This is a genomic window from Paraburkholderia sacchari (genome assembly GCF_000785435.2).
GTDB lineage: Bacteria > Pseudomonadota > Gammaproteobacteria > Burkholderiales > Burkholderiaceae > Paraburkholderia > Paraburkholderia sacchari.
In genome coordinates this window covers 210790-229556 of the sequence record NZ_JTDB02000006.1, presented here as the reverse complement: position 1 = coordinate 229556, position 18767 = coordinate 210790, and the positions used below count along the sequence as shown (strand labels likewise).

18 protein-coding genes are annotated in these 18767 nt (G+C 63.2%); 4 read left to right on the top strand and 14 right to left on the bottom strand.

Annotated elements, in window-relative coordinates; genetic code table 11:
* Nucleotides 1-6 precede the first annotated feature (6 nt).
* The 3 genes from NH14_RS21445 to NH14_RS21435 all read right to left on the bottom strand — a co-directional run bounded on the left by NH14_RS21445 (nt 7) and on the right by NH14_RS21435 (nt 2353).
* On the bottom strand, nt 7-663 hold the full coding sequence (locus NH14_RS21445) for a hypothetical protein (RefSeq protein ID WP_052148159.1): 657 nt from the start codon (nt 661-663) through the stop codon (nt 7-9).
* A gap of 12 nt (nt 664-675) precedes the next feature.
* Nucleotides 676-1191, bottom strand: coding sequence for a glycoside hydrolase family 108 protein (locus NH14_RS21440; RefSeq protein WP_052148160.1), 516 nt, complete (start codon nt 1189-1191; stop codon nt 676-678).
* Between the two features lie 253 nt (nt 1192-1444).
* The gene (locus NH14_RS21435; protein WP_035528667.1) at nt 1445-2353 is read right to left on the bottom strand and encodes a LysR family transcriptional regulator; all 909 of its coding nucleotides are present in this window, start codon (nt 2351-2353) and stop codon (nt 1445-1447) included.
* An 84-nt stretch (nt 2354-2437) separates the two neighbouring features.
* On the opposite strand from NH14_RS21435, the gene NH14_RS21430 reads away from it, so the two are divergent.
* A complete protein-coding gene (locus NH14_RS21430) occupies nt 2438-3244 on the top strand; it encodes an NAD(P)H-dependent oxidoreductase (protein ID WP_035528669.1) in 807 nt (268 codons plus the stop codon).
* Nucleotides 3245-3272: 28 nt separating this feature from the next.
* On the opposite strand, the gene NH14_RS21425 is transcribed toward NH14_RS21430, so the two are convergent.
* Complete coding sequence (locus NH14_RS21425) at nt 3273-3704, bottom strand: hypothetical protein (protein WP_035528670.1); 432 nt, start codon at nt 3702-3704, stop codon at nt 3273-3275.
* Nucleotides 3705-4197: 493 nt separating this feature from the next.
* On the opposite strand from NH14_RS21425, the gene NH14_RS21420 reads away from it, so the two are divergent.
* Entirely contained in the window at nt 4198-5592 is a 1395-nt protein-coding gene (locus NH14_RS21420; RefSeq protein WP_035528673.1) for an MFS transporter, read from the top strand.
* 96 nt (nt 5593-5688) lie between these two features.
* On the opposite strand, the gene NH14_RS21415 is transcribed toward NH14_RS21420, so the two are convergent.
* The 5 genes from NH14_RS21415 to NH14_RS21395 all read right to left on the bottom strand — a co-directional run bounded on the left by NH14_RS21415 (nt 5689) and on the right by NH14_RS21395 (nt 8471).
* A complete protein-coding gene (locus NH14_RS21415; RefSeq protein WP_035528676.1) occupies nt 5689-5928 on the bottom strand; it encodes a hypothetical protein in 240 nt (79 codons plus the stop codon).
* 76 nt (nt 5929-6004) lie between these two features.
* The gene (locus NH14_RS21410) at nt 6005-6295 is read right to left on the bottom strand and encodes a hypothetical protein (protein ID WP_035528679.1); all 291 of its coding nucleotides are present in this window, start codon (nt 6293-6295) and stop codon (nt 6005-6007) included.
* Nucleotides 6296-6749: 454 nt separating this feature from the next.
* The gene (locus NH14_RS21405; RefSeq protein ID WP_035528682.1) at nt 6750-6974 is read right to left on the bottom strand and encodes a hypothetical protein; all 225 of its coding nucleotides are present in this window, start codon (nt 6972-6974) and stop codon (nt 6750-6752) included.
* A 278-nt stretch (nt 6975-7252) separates the two neighbouring features.
* Complete coding sequence (locus tag NH14_RS21400; RefSeq protein WP_035528685.1) at nt 7253-7456, bottom strand: cold-shock protein; 204 nt, start codon at nt 7454-7456, stop codon at nt 7253-7255.
* 271 nt (nt 7457-7727) lie between these two features.
* Complete coding sequence (locus NH14_RS21395) at nt 7728-8471, bottom strand: type IV toxin-antitoxin system AbiEi family antitoxin domain-containing protein (RefSeq protein ID WP_035528826.1); 744 nt, start codon at nt 8469-8471, stop codon at nt 7728-7730.
* 346 nt (nt 8472-8817) lie between these two features.
* On the opposite strand from NH14_RS21395, the gene argG reads away from it, so the two are divergent.
* Nucleotides 8818-10152, top strand: a complete 1335-nt coding sequence (gene argG / locus NH14_RS21390; RefSeq protein WP_035528687.1) for an argininosuccinate synthase — start codon at nt 8818-8820, stop codon at nt 10150-10152.
* 156 nt (nt 10153-10308) lie between these two features.
* Nucleotides 10309-10731: a hypothetical protein gene (locus tag NH14_RS21385; protein ID WP_035528829.1), complete on the top strand. Its 423-nt coding sequence runs from the start codon at nt 10309-10311 to the stop codon at nt 10729-10731.
* Between the two features lie 11 nt (nt 10732-10742).
* Here NH14_RS21385 and NH14_RS21380 read toward each other — a convergent pair whose 3' ends face one another.
* From NH14_RS21380 to NH14_RS21360, 5 genes are all read right to left on the bottom strand, one after another.
* Nucleotides 10743-11471 (bottom strand): MBL fold metallo-hydrolase, encoded by a 729-nt coding sequence (locus tag NH14_RS21380; protein ID WP_035528690.1) that lies wholly within the window; start codon nt 11469-11471, stop codon nt 10743-10745.
* A 63-nt stretch (nt 11472-11534) separates the two neighbouring features.
* A complete protein-coding gene (locus tag NH14_RS21375) occupies nt 11535-13142 on the bottom strand; it encodes an EAL domain-containing protein (RefSeq protein ID WP_052148161.1) in 1608 nt (535 codons plus the stop codon).
* Between the two features lie 120 nt (nt 13143-13262).
* Entirely contained in the window at nt 13263-16085 is a 2823-nt protein-coding gene (locus NH14_RS21370; RefSeq protein WP_035528693.1) for an Hsp70 family protein, read from the bottom strand.
* Nucleotides 16086-16111: 26 nt separating this feature from the next.
* The gene (locus NH14_RS21365; protein WP_035528696.1) at nt 16112-17965 is read right to left on the bottom strand and encodes an Hsp70 family protein; all 1854 of its coding nucleotides are present in this window, start codon (nt 17963-17965) and stop codon (nt 16112-16114) included.
* On the bottom strand, nt 17962-18570 hold the full coding sequence (locus NH14_RS21360) for a DUF2760 domain-containing protein (protein ID WP_035528699.1): 609 nt from the start codon (nt 18568-18570) through the stop codon (nt 17962-17964). The genes NH14_RS21365 and NH14_RS21360 overlap by 4 nt, the downstream gene beginning before the upstream one ends.
* Nucleotides 18571-18767 lie beyond the last annotated feature (197 nt).

The following is an 18767-nucleotide window of genomic DNA, read 5'->3' as shown; positions in this document are numbered from 1 at the left end:
TGAAAGTCAGGCCGCCGGCTTCGAGCGCGGCGGTCCTGAAGTTGACTGCTGTTGTTGTTGCCGCGCAGTAATCACTGCCGTTAGCGCCTGGGTCTTTTGAACCGAGCCCGCACTAGATCCAAAGTAGAAGCCGATGACGTTGGCCCAGCCGGTTCCAACCACGCCCAGCAATGTGTACAACAGGTCTTTATAGAGTGTATTCACCTTGTCGCCAAAGAACATCAGGGCAATCAGGATCGCGAAAAAGCCAATGCTAACCCCATACGCCAATATCGAATTGGTGAGGTCATGTGAGGCGATCTGGCGCGCGCGTGCATTTTCGATGTCAACATATTTCTCGTGCGTGCTTTGCCCGTCGTCCGCAATGAGGGCCTGCGCGACCTCAGGAGAAAGTTGCGCGAGCCCGCTGCCGCTTTCTCGCAAGCGTAGCTGACAAGATTCCTCCGCAGCCAGAATGGCGTTTTGCGTCGCAGAATCGCCTTTCTTCAAAGCCGAGAGTATGTCGTCAGGGCTCGCCTGCACGTCCTGCAGCAGGCAACGTCCAAGCGCCGCGACCACAATGCCTGCGGAGGGACCGCCGAGCGCTTGCGCGAGGCTCGGAGAAGCAGAGCGGACGGCGCTGGCGATTTGCGCCAGGTCGTTGCTGGTGGAGGTATCGGCCATGATCGGTCTGTCTCAAAGCATGTCGAGAAGCGATGTAGCGCGACTGACCCATCCGCGCAGAAATATAAGTTGTGAGTGATCTTTTGCGACGATATCGGCAATGGCGCTGAACCGCAACGCGAGGATCGCGCGCGCAAGTTTCGGCAGATCGGTGCAAGCGGACAATGCACCCAGCGTATCGGCGCCCATTGCGCCGTCGACCTTGATATTCAGCGCCTGCTGCAGCCAGCGGGTCGAACGCGACGTGCCGAACAACACGCCGGCATCCACCACCGTGAGTTTGACCGTGCCGTCCATGATGGGCCCGAACCCCGGTTGGGCGATGTAATCGCGCTTGTAGATGGCGATTGCATTGTTGCGCGACATATTGCTGACCTGCTCCGCGCTCGCCGGACCTTTGAGCCCGAGAAAGCGGCCATAGTCGGCGGCCGTAATGCCGAAGTTGGTTGGGCCGCCATGATCCTCCGGGTTGTTGGTGAAGCCGCCTTCGAACCTCAGCACGTAGTCGACAATGTCGTCGTCAGTCATCGCCACGTCTCCTTTTTTGCACTCCGGGCACGCATATCCAGTCTGGACTGCGCCACGCCGATATCCATGAATTCTAGAAAACAGGAATGCCATTGAGGGCAGTGGAATTTAAAAAATGTACGTTGCCGTACGTAAGGAGCGTGAGGGACATTGCAGTTGAAGCGATATTATGCGTATTGACTTTATTGCGATGCCGGGAAGGCTGCAAACATTGTTCGGATACCAATCGAATTTCGATTGACGTGGCTTGCGCTCAGAGTGAAGCCGCGATCTGTTCGCGCAGCCACTGATGAGCGGGATCGCGATGCACGCGCTCGTGCCACAGCATGCAAATTTCATAACCTGGCACTTCGATGGGCATCTCCACGGTTTTCAGCGCGGCGTTGTCGCGCACGAGCCGCCAGGGCAATAGCGCCACAAGATCGGTTTGTGCGAGCGCCGACATCACGAACAGAAAATGCGGCACGGAGAGCACTACGTGGCGCGTGAGTCCCATGTTCGCGAGCGCTTCGTCCGTCACGCCGCGAAAGCCGCCTCCATCGGGCGAGACGATCACGTGTTCCAACTCGCAAAACTGCTTGAGGCTGGGGCGGCGCTTGAGCCGCGGATGCCCCGCGCGCCCCGCGAGTACGTAGCGCTCTTTGAACAGCACACGCTGGCGCAGGCCCTCGGGTGCGTCGCTGGAGATGTGGAAGGCGAGGTCGATCTCGCCTTGTTCCGATGCCTTGGCAATGCGCGGCGGCACGAGCTCGACAATCGCGAGGCGCGTATGCGGCGCCGCCATGCGCAAGGCGCGCAGTGCGGGCAGGACGAGCGTGGATTCGGTGTAGTCGGTAGCGGCCACACGCCAGGTGTGATGCGCGGTGGCCGGCTCGAACGGGGTCGAGGGCGCCACCGCGCGCTCCAGCGCTTCGAGCGCTTCGCGCAGAGGCTCGCGCAGCGCCAGCGCGCGCGCCGTGGGCTGCATGCCGCGCGGGCCCGGCAGCAGCAGCGGGTCGCCCAGGAGTTCGCGCAGCTTCGCCAAATGGACGCTTACCGCCGGCTGAGAGAAGTTCAGGCGCTCGGCCGCGCGTGTGACATTGAGTTCCGCGAGCAGCACGTCGAGCGTAACCAGCAGATTGAGATCGAGACGGCGCAAATTATTCACGGTAATACCTGTCATTGCCGATATTCATTTCAAATATAGCAGGCAGGCTCCTATGCTGAGGGTCGTTCACTTGACCGATTCAACCATTGGAGTTTCAGCATGAACGTACTGATCGTCTACGCGCATCCGGAGCCGCGCTCGCTCAATGGCGCGCTCAAGGACTTCGCGATCGAGCGCCTCACGCAGGCGGGCCACGCGGTGCAAGTTTCGGATCTCTACGCGATGGACTGGAAGGCCGTACTCGACGCGCGGGATGCGCCGGCTCGCAATCCCGCTGCGCCGTTCAATCCCTCCGTCGATTCGAAACATGCTTTCGAGAGCGGCACGCAGAGCGCGGACATCGCGCGCGAGCAGGACAAGCTGCTATGGGCCGATGCGGTCATTCTGCAGTTTCCGCTCTGGTGGTTCTCGATGCCGGCGATCCTGAAGGGCTGGATCGAACGCGTCTACGCCTATGGCTTCGCGTACGGCGTGGGAGAGCATTCCGACCGGCGCTGGGGCAATCGATATGGCGAAGGCACGCTCGCGGGCAAGCGTGCGATGCTGCTGGTGACGGCGGGCGGCTGGGAATCGCATTACAGCGCGCGCGGCGTCAACGGGCCGATTGACGACATCCTGTTCCCGATCCATCACGGCGTGCTGTACTACCCGGGCTTCGACGTTTTGCCGCCGTTCCTCGTCTATCGCACGGGGCGCATGGACGAAACGCGCTTCGTGGCCACGCGCGACGCATTGGGCGAGCGGCTCGACACGCTCTGGAGCGCCGCGCCTATTGCATTTCGCCCGCAGAACGCGGGAGCGTACGAGATTCCGGCGCTCACACTGCGCGATGAGATCGCGCCAGGAAGCAGTGGTTTTGCCGCGCACATCGAGCAGGCGGCAACGGCTGAGGCGCTATCAGGCTGACGCGTGATGGCGGTGGATGGCAAGGGCCTCAGTGCCCCGGGCCATCTTCGTGCACGCAACTGAGCACAAGCGTATCGCCTGGAGCCGCTTCGGCACCAAGCGCAGCCTCATGAACTTCGCGGTTGCCGCATCGCCATCTTGCGCGATAGTCGACGTGGCAGGTTCCGGAAGCCGTTGCGTTTTGCGGCGATGGCAGTGCTTCGTTGGCTCTGGACGTCGACGAACTCATCGTCCGCGCGTCGAGCACGTAGCCGCAGGTCTGCAGACCGTTACAGCGCCGCGCGAGATCGCGCGTGACGTTGCCGCGCGGCGCGCCGCAATTCGCGCCCCACGTGCCGGAAACGATGGCGATTACCGGCGCGGCAGCGGGTTTCGGCGTGCTTGCCGCGACGCTTTCGGACCATACGGCGAAAGCGACGAAGGCCAGCGTGCCCAGCAAGATCCAGGTGGCGGGTTTCATGATGCGCCTCCTTCCTGGCCGGGATGAATGGCGGTTCCCGACCCATATAGAGCACTTCGCTCCAGTCAAATAATAGGTCGCCTGAGGACGCGCGCGCCCGGCTCTGGTGCGTGGCTACGCTGCGGTGCACCAACAGTTTTCATCGATCGCACAGGGTTGGTGGACGCGCGGCCGCGTGACAGCCGCAGAACGGGCCTCTGGCGCCTGTTTCGTCGTTGGCATGCGGATTGCTTGATACGCCGCGGGGCCAACGACGGCCTCGGTGATTTCAGTTTGCCCCGCACACGCGGGACGATTGCAGGCGGCGACTACGAGCAAGGCGGGGCAAAGGCGTCCCGAGGCTGCATCCCATGAAGCGAGTTAGTTTCATGCGGAGGCGCTTCGGGACGCTTTTTTTATGGCCCGTGCCGCCAACAAATGAAATGTCGGATTGCGAAGTAAATGGAACCGGGCGCCGCTGGCGCGCACAGACGCATTACCTGGAGAGAGCCTCGTGAAAGATCTTTTGAGTTCGCTGAAGAGTGGCAACTGGCGCGCGCTGGTGGCGTGTTTTCTGTATTTCGACACCGGATTTACGGTGTGGGTGATGTTCGGCCCGCTCGCGCCGTTCATTCAGAAGGACATTGCGATGACGCCGGCCGAACTCGGCTTGCTGGTCGCGGTGCCGGTGCTGGGCGCGGCCATTCTGCGCGTGACGCTGGGCAACCTCTACCAGGCCTGCGATGGCCGCAAGGTCGCACTGATGGGCATCGCGCTCTCGGCCATTCCCGCGTTCGTGCTGCTGCTGATGCCTGGCGCGCCGTCCTATACGCTGCTGCTCGTGCTCGGAGTGCTGCTGGGCGTGGGCGGCGCGAGCTTCGCGGTGGCGCTGCCGATGGCGGGCAGCAATTATCCGCCGAAGGTGCAAGGTCTCGTGCTCGGGCTTGCCGCCGCCGGCAACATTGGCGCGGTGCTCGACGGCTTCCTGTTCCCGGGGCTCGCCAATAGCCATGGCTGGATGCGCGCCACGGGCGCGGCACTGCCGCTGCTCGGCCTCGCCGCCATGGCCGTGTGCTTCTGGGCCCGCGACCTCGGCGAGAAGTCGGGCAGCGCGCGCGAGGCGCTGCGCGCATTTTGCATCGCGCTGGCGGGCCTGATCGCGCTCGTGCTCGCCGTGCATGCGGGCGTGTTCGGCGCCGGCAAGACCGGCGTGCTGCTGCTGCCCGTAATGGGCGCACTGCTCGCGATCGCCGTGCTGCCGCGCCACTATCGCGGCGTGCTCGCCGAAGGCGACACTTGGGTCGTCATGCTCGTGTACAGCATCACGTTTGGCGGTTTTGTGGGGATGTCGTCGTACGTGACGACGCTGCTGGTGTCGCTCTATCAGGTGCCCAAACTCGAAGCCGGCGTGATCATGTCGCTGCTTGCGCTCACCGGCGCGATGGTGCGTCCGGTTGGCGGGTTGATCGCCGACCGCATCTCTGGCGTGCGCGCGCTGGTGCTGCTGCTTGCGGCGATTTCGCTGTGCGATTTCGCGTTCGCCGCGTGGATGCCGCCGCTTGGCGCGGGCATCGCGCTGCTCGCGCTTACCTATGTGTGCTTCGGTCTCGGCAACGGCGCGACGTTCCAGCTTGTGCCGCGCCGCTGGCAGGGCCGCACGGGCCTGATGTCGGGCATCGTGGGCGCGGCCGGCGGCATTGGCGGGTTTTATCTGCCCGTGATCATGGGCATCGCGCGGGAAAGCACGGGCAGCTACCAGATGGGCTTTGCGACCTTCGGTGGGCTCGCGGCGCTCGCATTCATGCTGGTGCTCGCGCACCGCGCGCGCTGGCTTGAATGGGCACTGGCGCAGGAGGGGAGCATGGCGCAGCCGGCTGTGCAGGCTGTGGAGGCAAGGGTGGGGAATTAAATGCGGCGTTGCCGCTTTGATGCGGACGCTTCGGGACTTGCCGGAGCGTCCTTCGCCGTCAGCCCTGCGTAGCGTCGGGTCGCTGGATGGGTCGCGTCACGCGTTCAGCAGGGCCATGATCTGACCGGCCTCGCGATCGGAATCGCAACTGGCCATGCCGTCCTTGCGCAGCAGTTCGCGAACCGATACAAACATCAGATAAGCATCGGCATCGATCTCGTGGCGACCGTCGAGGATAACTTCTTCGAGTTCGGCTCGGGCCCCTGACGGCAGAAACCGGTCGACAAGTCCCGAACCGTCGCGTCGAATCCACTTCAAGAGATCAGCTCTGTCCATGTCAAACCTCCGGCGTTGTCTGCGTGGCCTGCCGCGAACGTGTGCTGACAGGTTCCGGCATGCAGTGCGCTGCGAATCACAACTTCAGATCGAGGACATTCGTGTCCCGGGAACAGGAGTCGATGAGGTGTTCGGCATAAGCAGTCGACGCACGCCGCGCGTCGCCGGCGGTCTGGAAGGGCCTCGTCACCGCAAGCCGGAATACGCGGCTACGGGGTGCTTCGCCAGCGCTTTCCGGCTCCTGGATACGCACGGCAGCGTCGAACCCTTCGTCGTAGTTGTGCCCACCGCCGGGCTCGGTGGCATGATGTGGATAGACGAGTGGATAAACTTCCAGTCCACGGTAGAGACGGAAACCCGTTTTCATGAAATGCCTTTGAGGCCGCGTCAATGCGCGACAAATCGGAAAAGAGTGTGAGCGACTGAGTTCAGTCTTCACGTGATCGGCCGTGTTGTTCGGCCTGCGATGAAAGTGAGCGGCCCGAGTCCGCCGAAAAAAACGACCGGGGAGGCGCAGAGAAGGGCTGTGGGTCAATCAACGCTTTCATGCTACACCCATTGCCCTGTTTGTACAGCGAATGTTTTCATCGCCGTTGTTCTTCTATGAAGCCGGCAAACTGGGTCGAGAGTAGCAAGCGAAACATCATTCGAGATGCCTCGCCCGGGCGAGAAGTCGCGAGCATTGCGCAGCGAACGCTCGCATGATTGGAAGCGGCGGGAGGTCTGCGACCCGGCATCTGATGCAGGGCGGTTCGGGGCGAACCGCGTCGCGGGTCAGGAAGCAGAGCTATCGTCGTTAGGCATCCCAGGCAACACCGTTTCTATCCGCGCGTGTCGACCCAGTTGCGTGCCCAGCGCGTCGAGTGCTGCAGCGCTTGTTCTTCACTCGTGAAGTAATCGAGTGAATAGAACTGGTAGCGCCCTTCGGCGCGTGCGCAATCGGTGCGTTCGAGCAGCAGGTTGGATGAATAACTGCCGTCAGGCAAACGATGCGCCGACGGTTGGACGGCATAGCCGTTGTATTGTTGAATTAGTTTGTTGTGCATTTTAATTTTAATGGTGTTCGAGTGCGCGCCGTATGAGATGTGCGCGCTTGCGCCGATTCAAAGCCATTGCGAGCCGAATCTGAAGCAGTCGTAACGCGAAGAAAGGCGTTTCAGCCGGAGGGGAGATGGGAGCTCAACGAGGCGCGTTGCGCTTGGCGATCTGCTGAATAAGCAGACAACAGACGCAACTAAGCGGCCGTGCCAACTTCAGGAGACAAATCTCCGCGAGGGTGTCGCTAAACCCGGCGTCCATCGCGGAAGACCGGGTTCTTCAATTTTTACAGCGGCTTGATGTTAGCTGCTTGCAGACCCTTCGGGCCTCGCTTCGTTTCGAAGCTGACCTTCTGGTTCTCAGTGAGTGTCTTGAAGCCGTCGCCGCTGACTTCCGAGAAATGCGCGAATAGATCGTCGCCGCCATTGTCTGGGGCGATGAAGCCAAAGCCTTTGCTGTCGTTGAACCACTTAACGATACCGGTATCCATGAAGAATCCTTGAAGAAAAATAGAAAAATCTGCTCTGCGAAAGAGCGCGTGAAGCATCAAGGAGGGAGAGGACAACGAATACCGCTGAGGAGCGAGCAATTGATGAACAGCAATCGAACTTCTTGAACTTGAAGCGACACGGTAACTGCAGGTTGCTGCCAGCGTCAATACTTATCTTGTAACTGTTTCACCATGCAGCCCGGCCTACAGATGAAACGATGCGGACCTGAGTGGCTGTATATCAAAGTGCTGCTGCCTGGAAATGAGCATCTCATGCCTTCAGGTTCAACGAAGGCATGCCTTTGCGGCTGCTGGTCCAGCGCTTTCCGGGACCCAGTCTGTCGACGTGGCGTTGCAGATCTTTACCCCAGGCAAAGCCGCTGGTCTCTCCGAGATCTCGCACCAGTTTGACGACCTTCACCCGCGTGCAGTGGGAGAGCAGGGTATCCAGTACCTTCGGACGCAGGTTGCGCAATGACGACGCGATTTGGATGGCCTCTTCGAGGGACTGTCCTTTCGCGAGGCGTTTGCCGACATCGCTTGCGAGTTCAAGCAGCGCGCGCTCGGGCTCGGCGACGAGGATCGAGGGATCCCGGTTCGGTAGCGCGGAGATTGCGAAGCCTTCCGGCAGACTGTCATCGAACAGGCGTGTCGTCTGCAGCGTGTGGGGCAGATGTTCGTCGACCCAGCCCGGCATCACGTGGGGACGCATGGCCCAGAGCACGACACGTTCGCGAAAGCTCACATTGTGGTGGACGCCTTGCCAATCGAGTGCTGTTCTGCCGCCGACATGCAGGCCCGTCACATGCCGGCTGAGATACGCGAGTACGCCGTCGCGCGCAGGCGTGTCGCCTGCAAGGAGATAAGCCCCTTTCGACAGGCGTTGCAGCCACCCGGCGCTCACCAGGTAGGTGGTCTGCTGGGCGCTTACACCGCAGTCGCGGAGCATCTGGGGATCAAGCGGCTGCCCGCGCGGGACGCTTTCCATGAGCCGCTGGAGTGATTTGCTGGCCATGCTGTCGCGGATCATGATTTCTTCGCGACAACGCGAAAAAATCTGTAGTTAATGATAATAAATTATGCCGCATTCCAGCGTCGATCTTTGGCGTTGGCGCCAGAAATGCGTCATCAGTTTAATCGATCGGGGTGGAAAACACATGACTTCTTCTGAATTCCTTCGGAAAAATTTGTATTTATGACGAAAAAATTATGAAAACAATGCGATGAATTCGCCTCATCCCGGTTCTTGCTGCACTTCAAAGGGGCTGCCGGGCACGATTTCTACCGGAGCAAGGGTCCAGCCGTCGCGCATCGGGTAAACTATGCGCCTGGTCAATGTCCTCCATTAACGGGTTTTGTCGATGAGTACGATTCTTGAAAGTGTTCCGGTTGGTCAAAAAGTAGGTATTGCGTTCTCGGGCGGCCTCGACACCAGCGCCGCGCTGCACTGGATGCGCAAGAAGGGCGCCGTGCCGTACGCCTATACCGCCAACCTCGGCCAGCCCGACGAGGACGACTACGATTCGATCCCGCGCCGCGCGACGGAGTACGGCGCCGAAGGCGCCCGCCTGATCGACTGCCGCGCGCAGCTCGTGGCCGAAGGCATCGCGGCGCTGCAAAGCAGCGCGTTCCACGTCTCGACGGGCGGCGTCACCTACTTCAACACCACGCCGCTCGGGCGCGCCGTGACGGGCACGATGCTCGTCGCCGCGATGAAGGAAGACGGCGTCAACATCTGGGGCGACGGTTCGACCTACAAGGGCAACGACATCGAGCGCTTCTACCGCTACGGCCTGCTCGTCAATCCGGATCTGAAGATCTACAAGCCGTGGCTCGACCAGCTGTTCATCGACGAACTCGGCGGCCGCGCGGAAATGTCGGAGTTCATGCGCCAGTCGGGCTTCGCGTACAAGATGTCGGCCGAGAAGGCTTACTCGACGGACTCGAACCTGCTGGGCGCGACGCACGAAGCCAAGGATCTGGAGAGCCTCGAATCGGGCATCAAGATCGTGAACCCGATCATGGGCGTGGCGTTCTGGCGCGACGACGTCAAGGTCGACCGCGAAGAAGTCACGATCCGCTTCGAGGAAGGCCAGCCGGTTGCGCTGAACGGCAAGACCTTCCCGAATGCGGTCGAGCTGATGCTCGAAGCGAACCGCATTGGCGGCCGTCATGGTCTGGGCATGAGCGACCAGATCGAGAACCGCATCATCGAGGCGAAGAGCCGCGGCATCTACGAAGCCCCGGGTATGGCGCTGCTGTATATCGCTTATGAGCGCCTCGTTACCGGCATTCATAACGAAGACACCATCGAGCAGTATCGCGAGAATGGCCGTCGCCTGGGCCGCCTGCTGTACCAGGGCCGCTGGTTCGATCCGCAGGCGATCATGCTGCGCGAGACGGCACAGCGCTGGGTCGCGCGCGCGATCACGGGTGAAGTGACGGTCGAGCTGCGCCGTGGCAACGACTACTCGATCCTGAGCACGAAGTCGCCGAACCTCACGTATCAGCCGGAACGTCTGTCGATGGAGAAGGTGGCTTCGACGTTCTCGCCGCGCGATCGTATCGGTCAACTGACGATGCGTAATCTCGACATTACCGATACGCGCGACAAGCTGCGTATTTATTCGCAAGTCGGTCTGCTCACGCCGGGTGAGGCTTCGGCGCTGCCGCAGATCAAGGACGAGAAGAAGTAAGGTGGTTGGGCGGCCTTTGTTTTGGCCGCTGCTTCCACATGCTGTAAAACCCCGCGTTGCTGGTCGTTCGATATGAATGACTGTGGCGCGGGTTTTTTTTGAGTGCTTCGCGGCCGGGGTCCTTAATACGAAGAGCCCTCACCTCAGGAGATGGACATGACAGAGACCTGGCAATTCCAGATCCGGATTACCGCTATGCCCGAGCTGGCCGAAGCGTTGCGCGCATGCACTCCACATGAAGGGCGCGATTTACTCGAAGCGGTCCTGCGTGAGCGCAGCGCCTCGTTGAAGTGCCAGTACGATGCATTCGCCGACTATGTGGCGCAGGCGGAGAGGGCGGGCCGGGACCGCTATCCGCTGTACCAGTGGACGAACGATACGATCGATAACCCCGAGAAAAAGGCGAAGTATCTGAAGTCGTTTACGGTGTACGTCCGAGGCGCCGAAGTCTACGATAAGGAAACAGCCGACTGGCTGCACGAGCGGCTATCGGCCCTCGCGGGCAAGGTGGGTATCGAAGCGGTGAGCCGGTTCGACACGAACCCTGCCAATAATCCGCAGCCTCCCGCACGAAAGTGAGGAAAGTGAAGCTAGCCGCGCTCGACGCTATCGGCGAGCGCGCGCAGCAAGGCCGCGCCATCGCCGCGCCAGGCGCTGCCGTGCATGCAGGCGAGCGTGGTCGGCTGCAATGCCGCGAGCCGTTCCAGCATCGCGCGGGCGTTGGTGGTGTGCGAGAAGTAATCCATCTGGTGACGGAAGGCTTCGCTCGGTTCGAGGATGTCGCTCTCGACGAGCGGCGGCGGATGCGAACCGCCTTGAGTAAACAAGTCGCCACAGAGCAGCGTTGCCGACGTGGTTTCCATGAGGAACCCGCATTCCCACGAGTGGGGTAGATGCGGCGTATAAAGCCAACGCACGCTGTGCTGCCCCAGCGAGATCGTCTCGTCATCAGCGAGCGCACGTGGCGGCCGGTCGGCAAAATCGCCAACCGAAACCATGGCCGCAATCTGGCCGCATACTGGCTCTGCACGCGGCGCGACAGCGAGAAATTCATTGAGCGCGCCGCATTCGTCGGATTCGAAATGCGAGAAGCCGATATGGCGCAAACGGTCGACTGGCATGATGCGCTCGACTGCTTCCCTCACGATTGGAAACAGCTTGCGCAGACCGGTATGAAATAGCAGGGGTTCGTCGTCGTCGATCAGATACTGGTTGAAGGAGAATCCACCCCCAGGGATCTCGACCGGTGTGGAGATGCGATAGATGCGATTCGCAATCTCATCGATGGTTGTACCGCTAGAAAGTGACAGGGTCGCCATGGTGCACTCCTTTTCTGGGTAACTGGCACGGGGCGGGGTTCTGGGCACAACGTCGTGAACTTGCTACGTTGTTTCCCGCGTATTTTCGGGGAACATGGCTTTCTCGTGCAAGGCGCGATTCTGGCCAAGCCAGCGCGTGAGTTCATTGGCCGCCATCGCCTTCGCGTAATACCAGCCTTGCGCATACTGCACGCCCTTGTTCCGAAGCCACGCGGCCTGAGCGGCCGACTCGACGCCTTCCGCAATGATTTCCACATTCAGTTCATGTGCCATTGCGATGATGTGAGGAGCAACGACACTCGATGCGGTATCCTGAACAATTGTATCGACGAAAGATCTATCGATCTTCAAGACGTCGATCTCGAAGGTCTGGAGGTACGAGAGGCTAGAGTAGCCCGTTCCAAAATCGTCGATGTAGACCGGATGGCCCGCCGACCTGAAAGCGGCAATCACGCCCCGCGTGGTGTCCGCATTCATGAAGCTGCGCTCCGTTGCCTCTATCCGGATTTGCATCGGTGCGATGCCAGTCCCGTTGAGCGAGGCATTAAGCAGATTCAGGAACCGAAAGGTGGCCAGATCTTCGGCGCTTACGTTGATCGAGACGTAAAAAGTGGGATTGGCCGCCAGCAAAGCGCCCAGTTGCGCGATGGTCTTTTCCAGAACGAGATCGGTCAGCGGCTGGATGAGCTGGTTATCCTCGGCAACTCGCACAAAGACTTCGGGAGAGATGCTCCTTCCATTCAGTGTCCAGCGCACCAGCGCTTCCACGCCCATGCATTTGCCGTCCGCGAGATTGACGATGGGCTGATAAACCACATCGATCATGCGGCGCGCAATGGCCCATTCGAGCGTGGCGGGAAACGATAGCTGCCGCGTGACCCGCCGGTAGGCGAGCCAGCCCAGCGCGGCGCCCACGATGACGCCGATCGAGAGCCAGGCAGCCAGCAGCTTGGGCCAGCCTCCCGCGATACTGCCGCGCGCGGATCTGACGACAACACCAACTGGACGTGTCGATGAACGAGCAACTGCGTAATACCACTGGTCGCTCTTCACGTTTCCGTCGTGCTTCCACGCGTTGAGCATTTCGTCGGGATCGGCCCCAGGCGATATGGCCAGCAGCGTACCGGTCGTGGTCTGAATCGCCGCGATGGGGCGCCGCGCGGGATCGATGAGATCGACGTAAGACCCGGAATCGATCGCGACGTAATTTCCGCTTCGACCGATCTGAATGTCCTTGCGTACTTCGCTCAATGGACTCTTTTGTTGAAACCAGATCAGGTAGCCATCGTTGGTGCGATAGTCCGGCGGCGACAGCGCAAAATGCTCTGTGCGTACATCGCCAAGCAGTGGCGAGCAGAGATAGCGCCCATTGCCGTACGACCCCGCGTCCTGGACGTAGCGGTAGTTGTAAAGCACGCGTGCAGCCTGTTCCAGTTTCGCCTGCGAGCAAAACCGGCCGGGTATGCGGTCGAGGTCGGAGAGCGCGGCGAATGCCTGATACGTCACCAGATCCGTGCGCATGACCGCCTTGTTTGCAAACTCGCGCAGTTCTTCGCGGTCGCGGCTTTCGACGTCTTTGTCGGCGACGTAAAGGCTGGTTAACACCGGGCCTATGGTGGCGAGACACCCAAGAGCAATCGAAGCCGTAATCAGCGTGACGCGCTTGATCATTTCGAAGCCGACCAGGGATGATTGGAAACCGTTAGCTACGAGTGTTTCGACTCCGACGTCCGTCTAAAGAATAGTCTTTTGTGTTTCCTTTTCAACGCGAGGTAGCCGTAACACCCTCGCTCACCCCGCCATCAGCTTCAACCCCGCCGGCAGCGCTTCCCCAAACACCCGCCCTGTATCAGCATTGTCTAGCGTCACAACTTCCCGCACCATTTCAATCCAGGTAGCCGGCGCATTCGCAGCTTCAAGCCGTTTTAGAACCGCTTCACGCACAGCAGGCTCCAAATCCCGCGACCGATCCCCCGTCATCCGCGCAATCTGCGCCGCGGCGAACATAGCCGGCTCAACCTTCTTCCAGTCAAGCGCGAGAATCGCATCGAGCCATCGCGTAGCCACCTCGGGCGCCACAACCCCATGCGCACTGCCATAAAAAGGCAGACGCGCACCAATGCGCCCCACGGCCCACCAACTCTGATTATTCTCCGCAGGCTTCTGCAAGCGCGCCAAAAGCTGCTCGCCGATCTCGATCTTTCGATCGGCGGCAATGCGCTCGAGCGAAGCATAAAGCCGCACCATATCCGCATGCCCGAGCTTCGCGGGATCGAACGGAAGCTTGTGCTTCTTCGAACTCGCCGCTTCTTCAAGCCAGCGCATCGCTTCAAGCACCTGCTCCTGCGCGGCTTCGTCTAGCCCGCCCGCCGTGCGTCGCCACAGCGTCCACCACTCCGACCACACCTGGCCTTCGTTGACGTGCTGAATACCGTCGTCGAAAAGCGTCCAAAGCTGCTCAACACGCCACTCATCGAGCGGATAGCCAAAGCCCGGGCGCACGCAGAACCCGGCAAGATTCAGCCACAGCCGTTCATGATCGGGCGAACGGCGCCGGCGTGCCGCGCGCTCCCAAAGCGCGCCAAAAAGCTCGCGCAGCAGCGGGCCGTCCCAGTTCTGGCGCGGCCCGAGGCAGTGCTCCAGTTGCGCGCGCAGGCGCTTCACTTCCTTGTGATCGACCTTCGCCGATTTCGGGCCGAAGACGCGATCGATCAAAGCGATGGCTTCGTCGAGCCCGGCGTGGCGCGCACTCTGGTCCGCTGCCGCGCTCGAGGCTTCGTCGCGGCGCAACTGGAATTCGAGCAGCCAGCGCTGCGCGTCGTCGTCGGTGGCGATGCAGCGCACTTCCAGGGTGCCCACTTCGGTCAGTTGCGCGGTGAGCCGCACCGGCCGCTCCTGTTCCGCGCGGCCGCTGGCCGCGCCTTCGCGTTCCTGACGCTGCACCACGGTGGAGAGCGGCGGCAAGCGCACGAAATCCGACGGCGAAACATCGGCGATTTCGCCCGGCCGCCAGGCCGTGTCCGCGACGGTCGAAACCAGGTGGAATTGCACGGGATGGCCCAGACGCAGCGCGAACACACGGTTGTCGAGGCGCACTTCGTGGCCTTCCTCGGTGCCGCGCGGCAGCAGGCAGACGCCGCGCGTCTTTGCATCGTCAACGTCCGCGCGCTTGCCGTTTTCCTCGTCGAGCACGAGAAAGTAGCTGCGCGGCGAGCCGCCGCCGATGCGCGGCGCGCGCCCCGCACGCGCCAGCGCGAAGGCGACCGCGCCGCGCGCGACCGCCACGTCGGGCTGGTCGTTTTGCAGCACGGTGAGCGGCTGCTCACGCCAGGCGCCCAGCGTTTCGCGCAGCCGCGAGGAAAGCGCTTGCGCGCGGAACACGCCGCCGTTGAGCAGCAGCGTGTCGGGTACGGGTAACGTCGTTTCTCCGCTGTCCGCCGCACCCAGCGCCTCGCGCGACTGCGCCGCGAAGCGGCGCAGGAACGCCGCGATATGGCGCGTGATTGCCGCATCGGCGGCATAGGGCAGCCCGAATTCGACGATGGCCGCGCGCGAGCGGCGCGGCAGGTCGTCGGGGGCGCCTGCGGGGAAGAAGCCGTCCACGACGACGCGTTCGGCTTCGTCACGCGCAAGCTGGGTCGTGCGCGCACCGCCGATCAGCCGCGAGCCCGCGCCCAGCAGCGTCACGCCAACGGCCTCGGGCGCGCCTTCGCCCAGCAGTTGTTCTTTGGCGACGCGGCACCGCTCCACAAGCTGCGAGAGGCTCGCGGCGGAGAGGCGCGCGTTCTCGCCCGCGAGCCGGCTTTCGGCCAGATGCGCGAGCGCGAGGTCCATGTTGTCGCCGCCCAGCATCAAGTGGTTGCCGACGCCGATGCGGCTCAGTTGCGGCTCGCCGTTCTCGACGTGGACCTTGATGAGCGTGAGGTCGGTCGTGCCGCCGCCCACGTCGCACACCAGCACGAGGCGCGTCTGCGCGAGCTCGGTCTGCAGCGTTTCGCGATGGTGGAACAGCCAGTCGTAGAACGCGGCCTGCGGTTCTTCGAGCAGGCGCAGCGCGGGCAGTTGCGCGCGCCGCGCGGCTTCGAGCGTGAGCGCGCGCGCGCCGTCGTCGAACGAGGCCGGCACGGTGAGCACCACGTCCTGCTTTTCGAGCGGCGCGTGCGGGAAGCGGTGGTTCCACGCGGCGCGCACATGTGCGAGGTAGCTCGCGCTCGCGTCCACGGGCGAGACCTTGCCGACGTCGTCGGGCGCGCCCCACGGCAGGATCGGCGCGAGCCGGTCCACCGATGCGTGCGAGAGCCAGCTTTTCGCACTGGCGACGAGCCGGCCCGGCACCTGCGCACCGAGCGTGCGCGCAAGGCGGCCGATGACCGGCGCAGTTGCTGTGGGATCCGAAGCATGCGGCGTGGGCCACGGTAATTGCTGGGCACCGGGCGCGAGTTCGCCCGGCGCCGGGTGATAGCGCGCCGAGGGCAGGAGCGGCTGCGCGCCCACTTCGCCGGGCGCGGTGAGCTGCTCGATATCGAAGACGCGGATCTCGTCCGCGCCTGCTTCTGCGTAGGCAACGACCGTGTTGCTCGTACCGAGGTCGATGCCTACGACGTATCGCGTCATGGAGCTCAAGAGACGGTTGGCCGGAGTCAGGCGCTCGCGCCGCCGCGCACGTCGAACTCGACCTTCCAGCGCTCGCTGCTGCCGCTCGGCACGGCTTCGAGTTCGAGCGTGCCGGCTTCGGTCACGCGCGCGTGCAGCTTGACGGGCACCACTTCGCCGGGCGTGCGGCCCTCGGCGGGCAGCGTAGCCTGGATCTCTTCGAGCTCCTGCAGCTCTTCCGGCGACCAGTAATCGAGCAGGGTGCCCACCTGGTCCTGGCGGCGCACCGATGAACCGAAGAAGCGGAAGTGCACCGGCTCGCCCACCACCAGGCCGAACTCTTGCGGCGGCAGCGCGGCGTCCGTGCCTTCCTCCATGCCGAAGGGCGCCACGCACAACGCCGAGACCGGCGGCTCGAGCCCAGGCACGGCCGGCATGGCCGATTCGATCGCCACGTAGTAAGCGCGCGCCGTGCCTCCGCGAATGCGCACGCCCTTGCCGCGCTTCACATAGCCGTAGTACGCCGCACCGCGCGCCACGGCGAGGTCGAGGTCCGCGCCGCCCAGCAGGCGTGCCGCCGCCGCGCCTTCAGCCGCGAGCCAGCCGTTGAGAATCTCGAGCACGCGTCCGGCCAGCAGCGGCGACTTGAACACGCCGCCGTTGAATAGCACCGCAGTGGGATGCAGGAAGCTTGCGCTCCCGGCCTGGCTGGCGGATTCCGCGAATCCTTCGAGTTCCGCGAGCGCGCCCACCTGGCGGCCAAGGAACGCCGCGAGATGGCGCGTCACGCCCGCATCCTGCGCGTAGGGCAGGCCAAGTTGCGTGAGGCCGGCGCGAGCGCGCGTGACGGGCCGCGCTGCCGCGTCCACTTGCGGGAAGAACCCTTCGAGGATGATCTGCGTGAGTTCGGTGCGCGTGAGTTCGGTGCGGATCGAGCCGCCGATCAGCTTCGAGCCCCGGCTCGGCACGACGAGCGGCACGGTCTCCACGCTCGGGTCGGAGAGCAGCGTCTCCTTGGCCGAACGGCACGCGTAGGTGAGCGCGCGCAGTTGCCACGGATCGGCCTGGGTGCCTTGCGCCGCGAGCTTGCGCGCGACCACGTGGGCGAGCGCGAGGTCCATGTTGTCGCCGCCGAGCAGGATGTGCTCGCCCACCGCCACGCGGTGCAGCTCCAGATTGCCTTCGCGCTCGACCACGGCGATCAGCGAGAGGTCGGTCGTGCCGCCGCCGACGTCCACCACGAGGATCACGTCGCCGACCTTCACCTCCTTGCGCCACGCGCCGCCGCTCTTCTGGATCCAGCTATAGAGCGCGGCCTGCGGTTCTTCCAGCAGTGTCATGCGCGCGTAGCCGGCGGCCTGCGCGGCCTCGGCCGTGAGTTCGCGCGCGGCCGGGTCGAACGAAGCCGGAATCGTGACGGTGATGTCCTGATCCGCGAATGGGGCTTCGGGGTGCGCGTGGTCCCATGCCTCGCGCAGGTGCGTGAGGTAGCGAATCGAGCTTTCGAGCGGCGAGACGCGTGCGACTTCGGGCGGCGCGTCGTTGGGCAGGATCGCGGCGCGGCGGTCCACGCCGGGATGGCAGAGCCAGCTCTTGGCGCTCGACACGAGACGGATGGGCGTGCCGGCGCCGCGGCTGCGCGCCATCTCGCCCACGGCGTATTCGCGCGTGGTCGTCCAGGGCAGCGTGAGGTCGCCCGGCGTCAGTTCGCCCGTGTTGGGCAGGTAGAGGAACGAGGGCAGCAGCTCAGGCGACTCGATTGCGCCGGGCGCGGTCAGTTGCGTGACGGGCAGCACGCCCTGGGTGGCTTTTTCACCATCGCTGCCGGCGAGGTCGACGTAAGAGAGCGCACAGTGTGTGGTGCCGAGGTCGACGCCGATGGAATAACGCGGATCGCTCACAGTTCCACCTCTGCCGGTGCAAGGACCTTGGCATCGTTCGACTTCACGAGCTTGGGCAGCTTGACGTCTTCGACCCGCCAGCCGCGGTGGCTGATCGTGCCGTGGAACGGCGCCGCGCCCACCACGTTGCCGGTCAGGCGGATGGCGGTGGCGTCGAAGCCTTCAGCGATGGTCACGCGGCTGCCTTCGGCTTCCGTGCGCACCGGGCGGATCGTGAAGTGCTCGCGCAGCGTGGCGCGGCAGCCTTCGTGCACGAGGCGCGCGGCAGCGCCGATGTCGGCGTCGCCATAGTTGGCGATGTCTTCTTCGACGAAGTCCACGAAGCGGGCGTTGCGCTGGAGCAGGCCCAGCAGCTGCAGCGCCGACTGCGGACTGGCTTCCTCGATGGCGGCCACGGGCGCGGGGGCGGCCTTTGCAACGGGCGCAGCGGCCGGAGCCGGAGCGGCGGCTTGCGGCGCGGGGGCGGGCGCAGGCGCGGATACCGGCGTCTCGCCATCGCGCAGACGGCGCACGCCAGCGGCCAGCTCGGCACTGCCGAGAATGGCGAAGAACGATCCGAAGGCAAGCGAGAGCCTGCCCGCGAAAGAAATCTTGGGTTCGGTCATCAAAACAACTCCAGTGGGCTCGCCGGTCTGGGCGAGCGGTCCGGCCGGTTTCGCGTCGAAGCGTTCACGGTACGTCGCCGGGACGTCCATCGTGTGACGGCGGGGGCTGTTCAGGCCCCACAGGCGGCAGCCGGCGGGAAAAACATGAGCCCGGCGCGGGCTCAAAACCCGTATTTTGCCTTGTCGCGAGCGCGAGA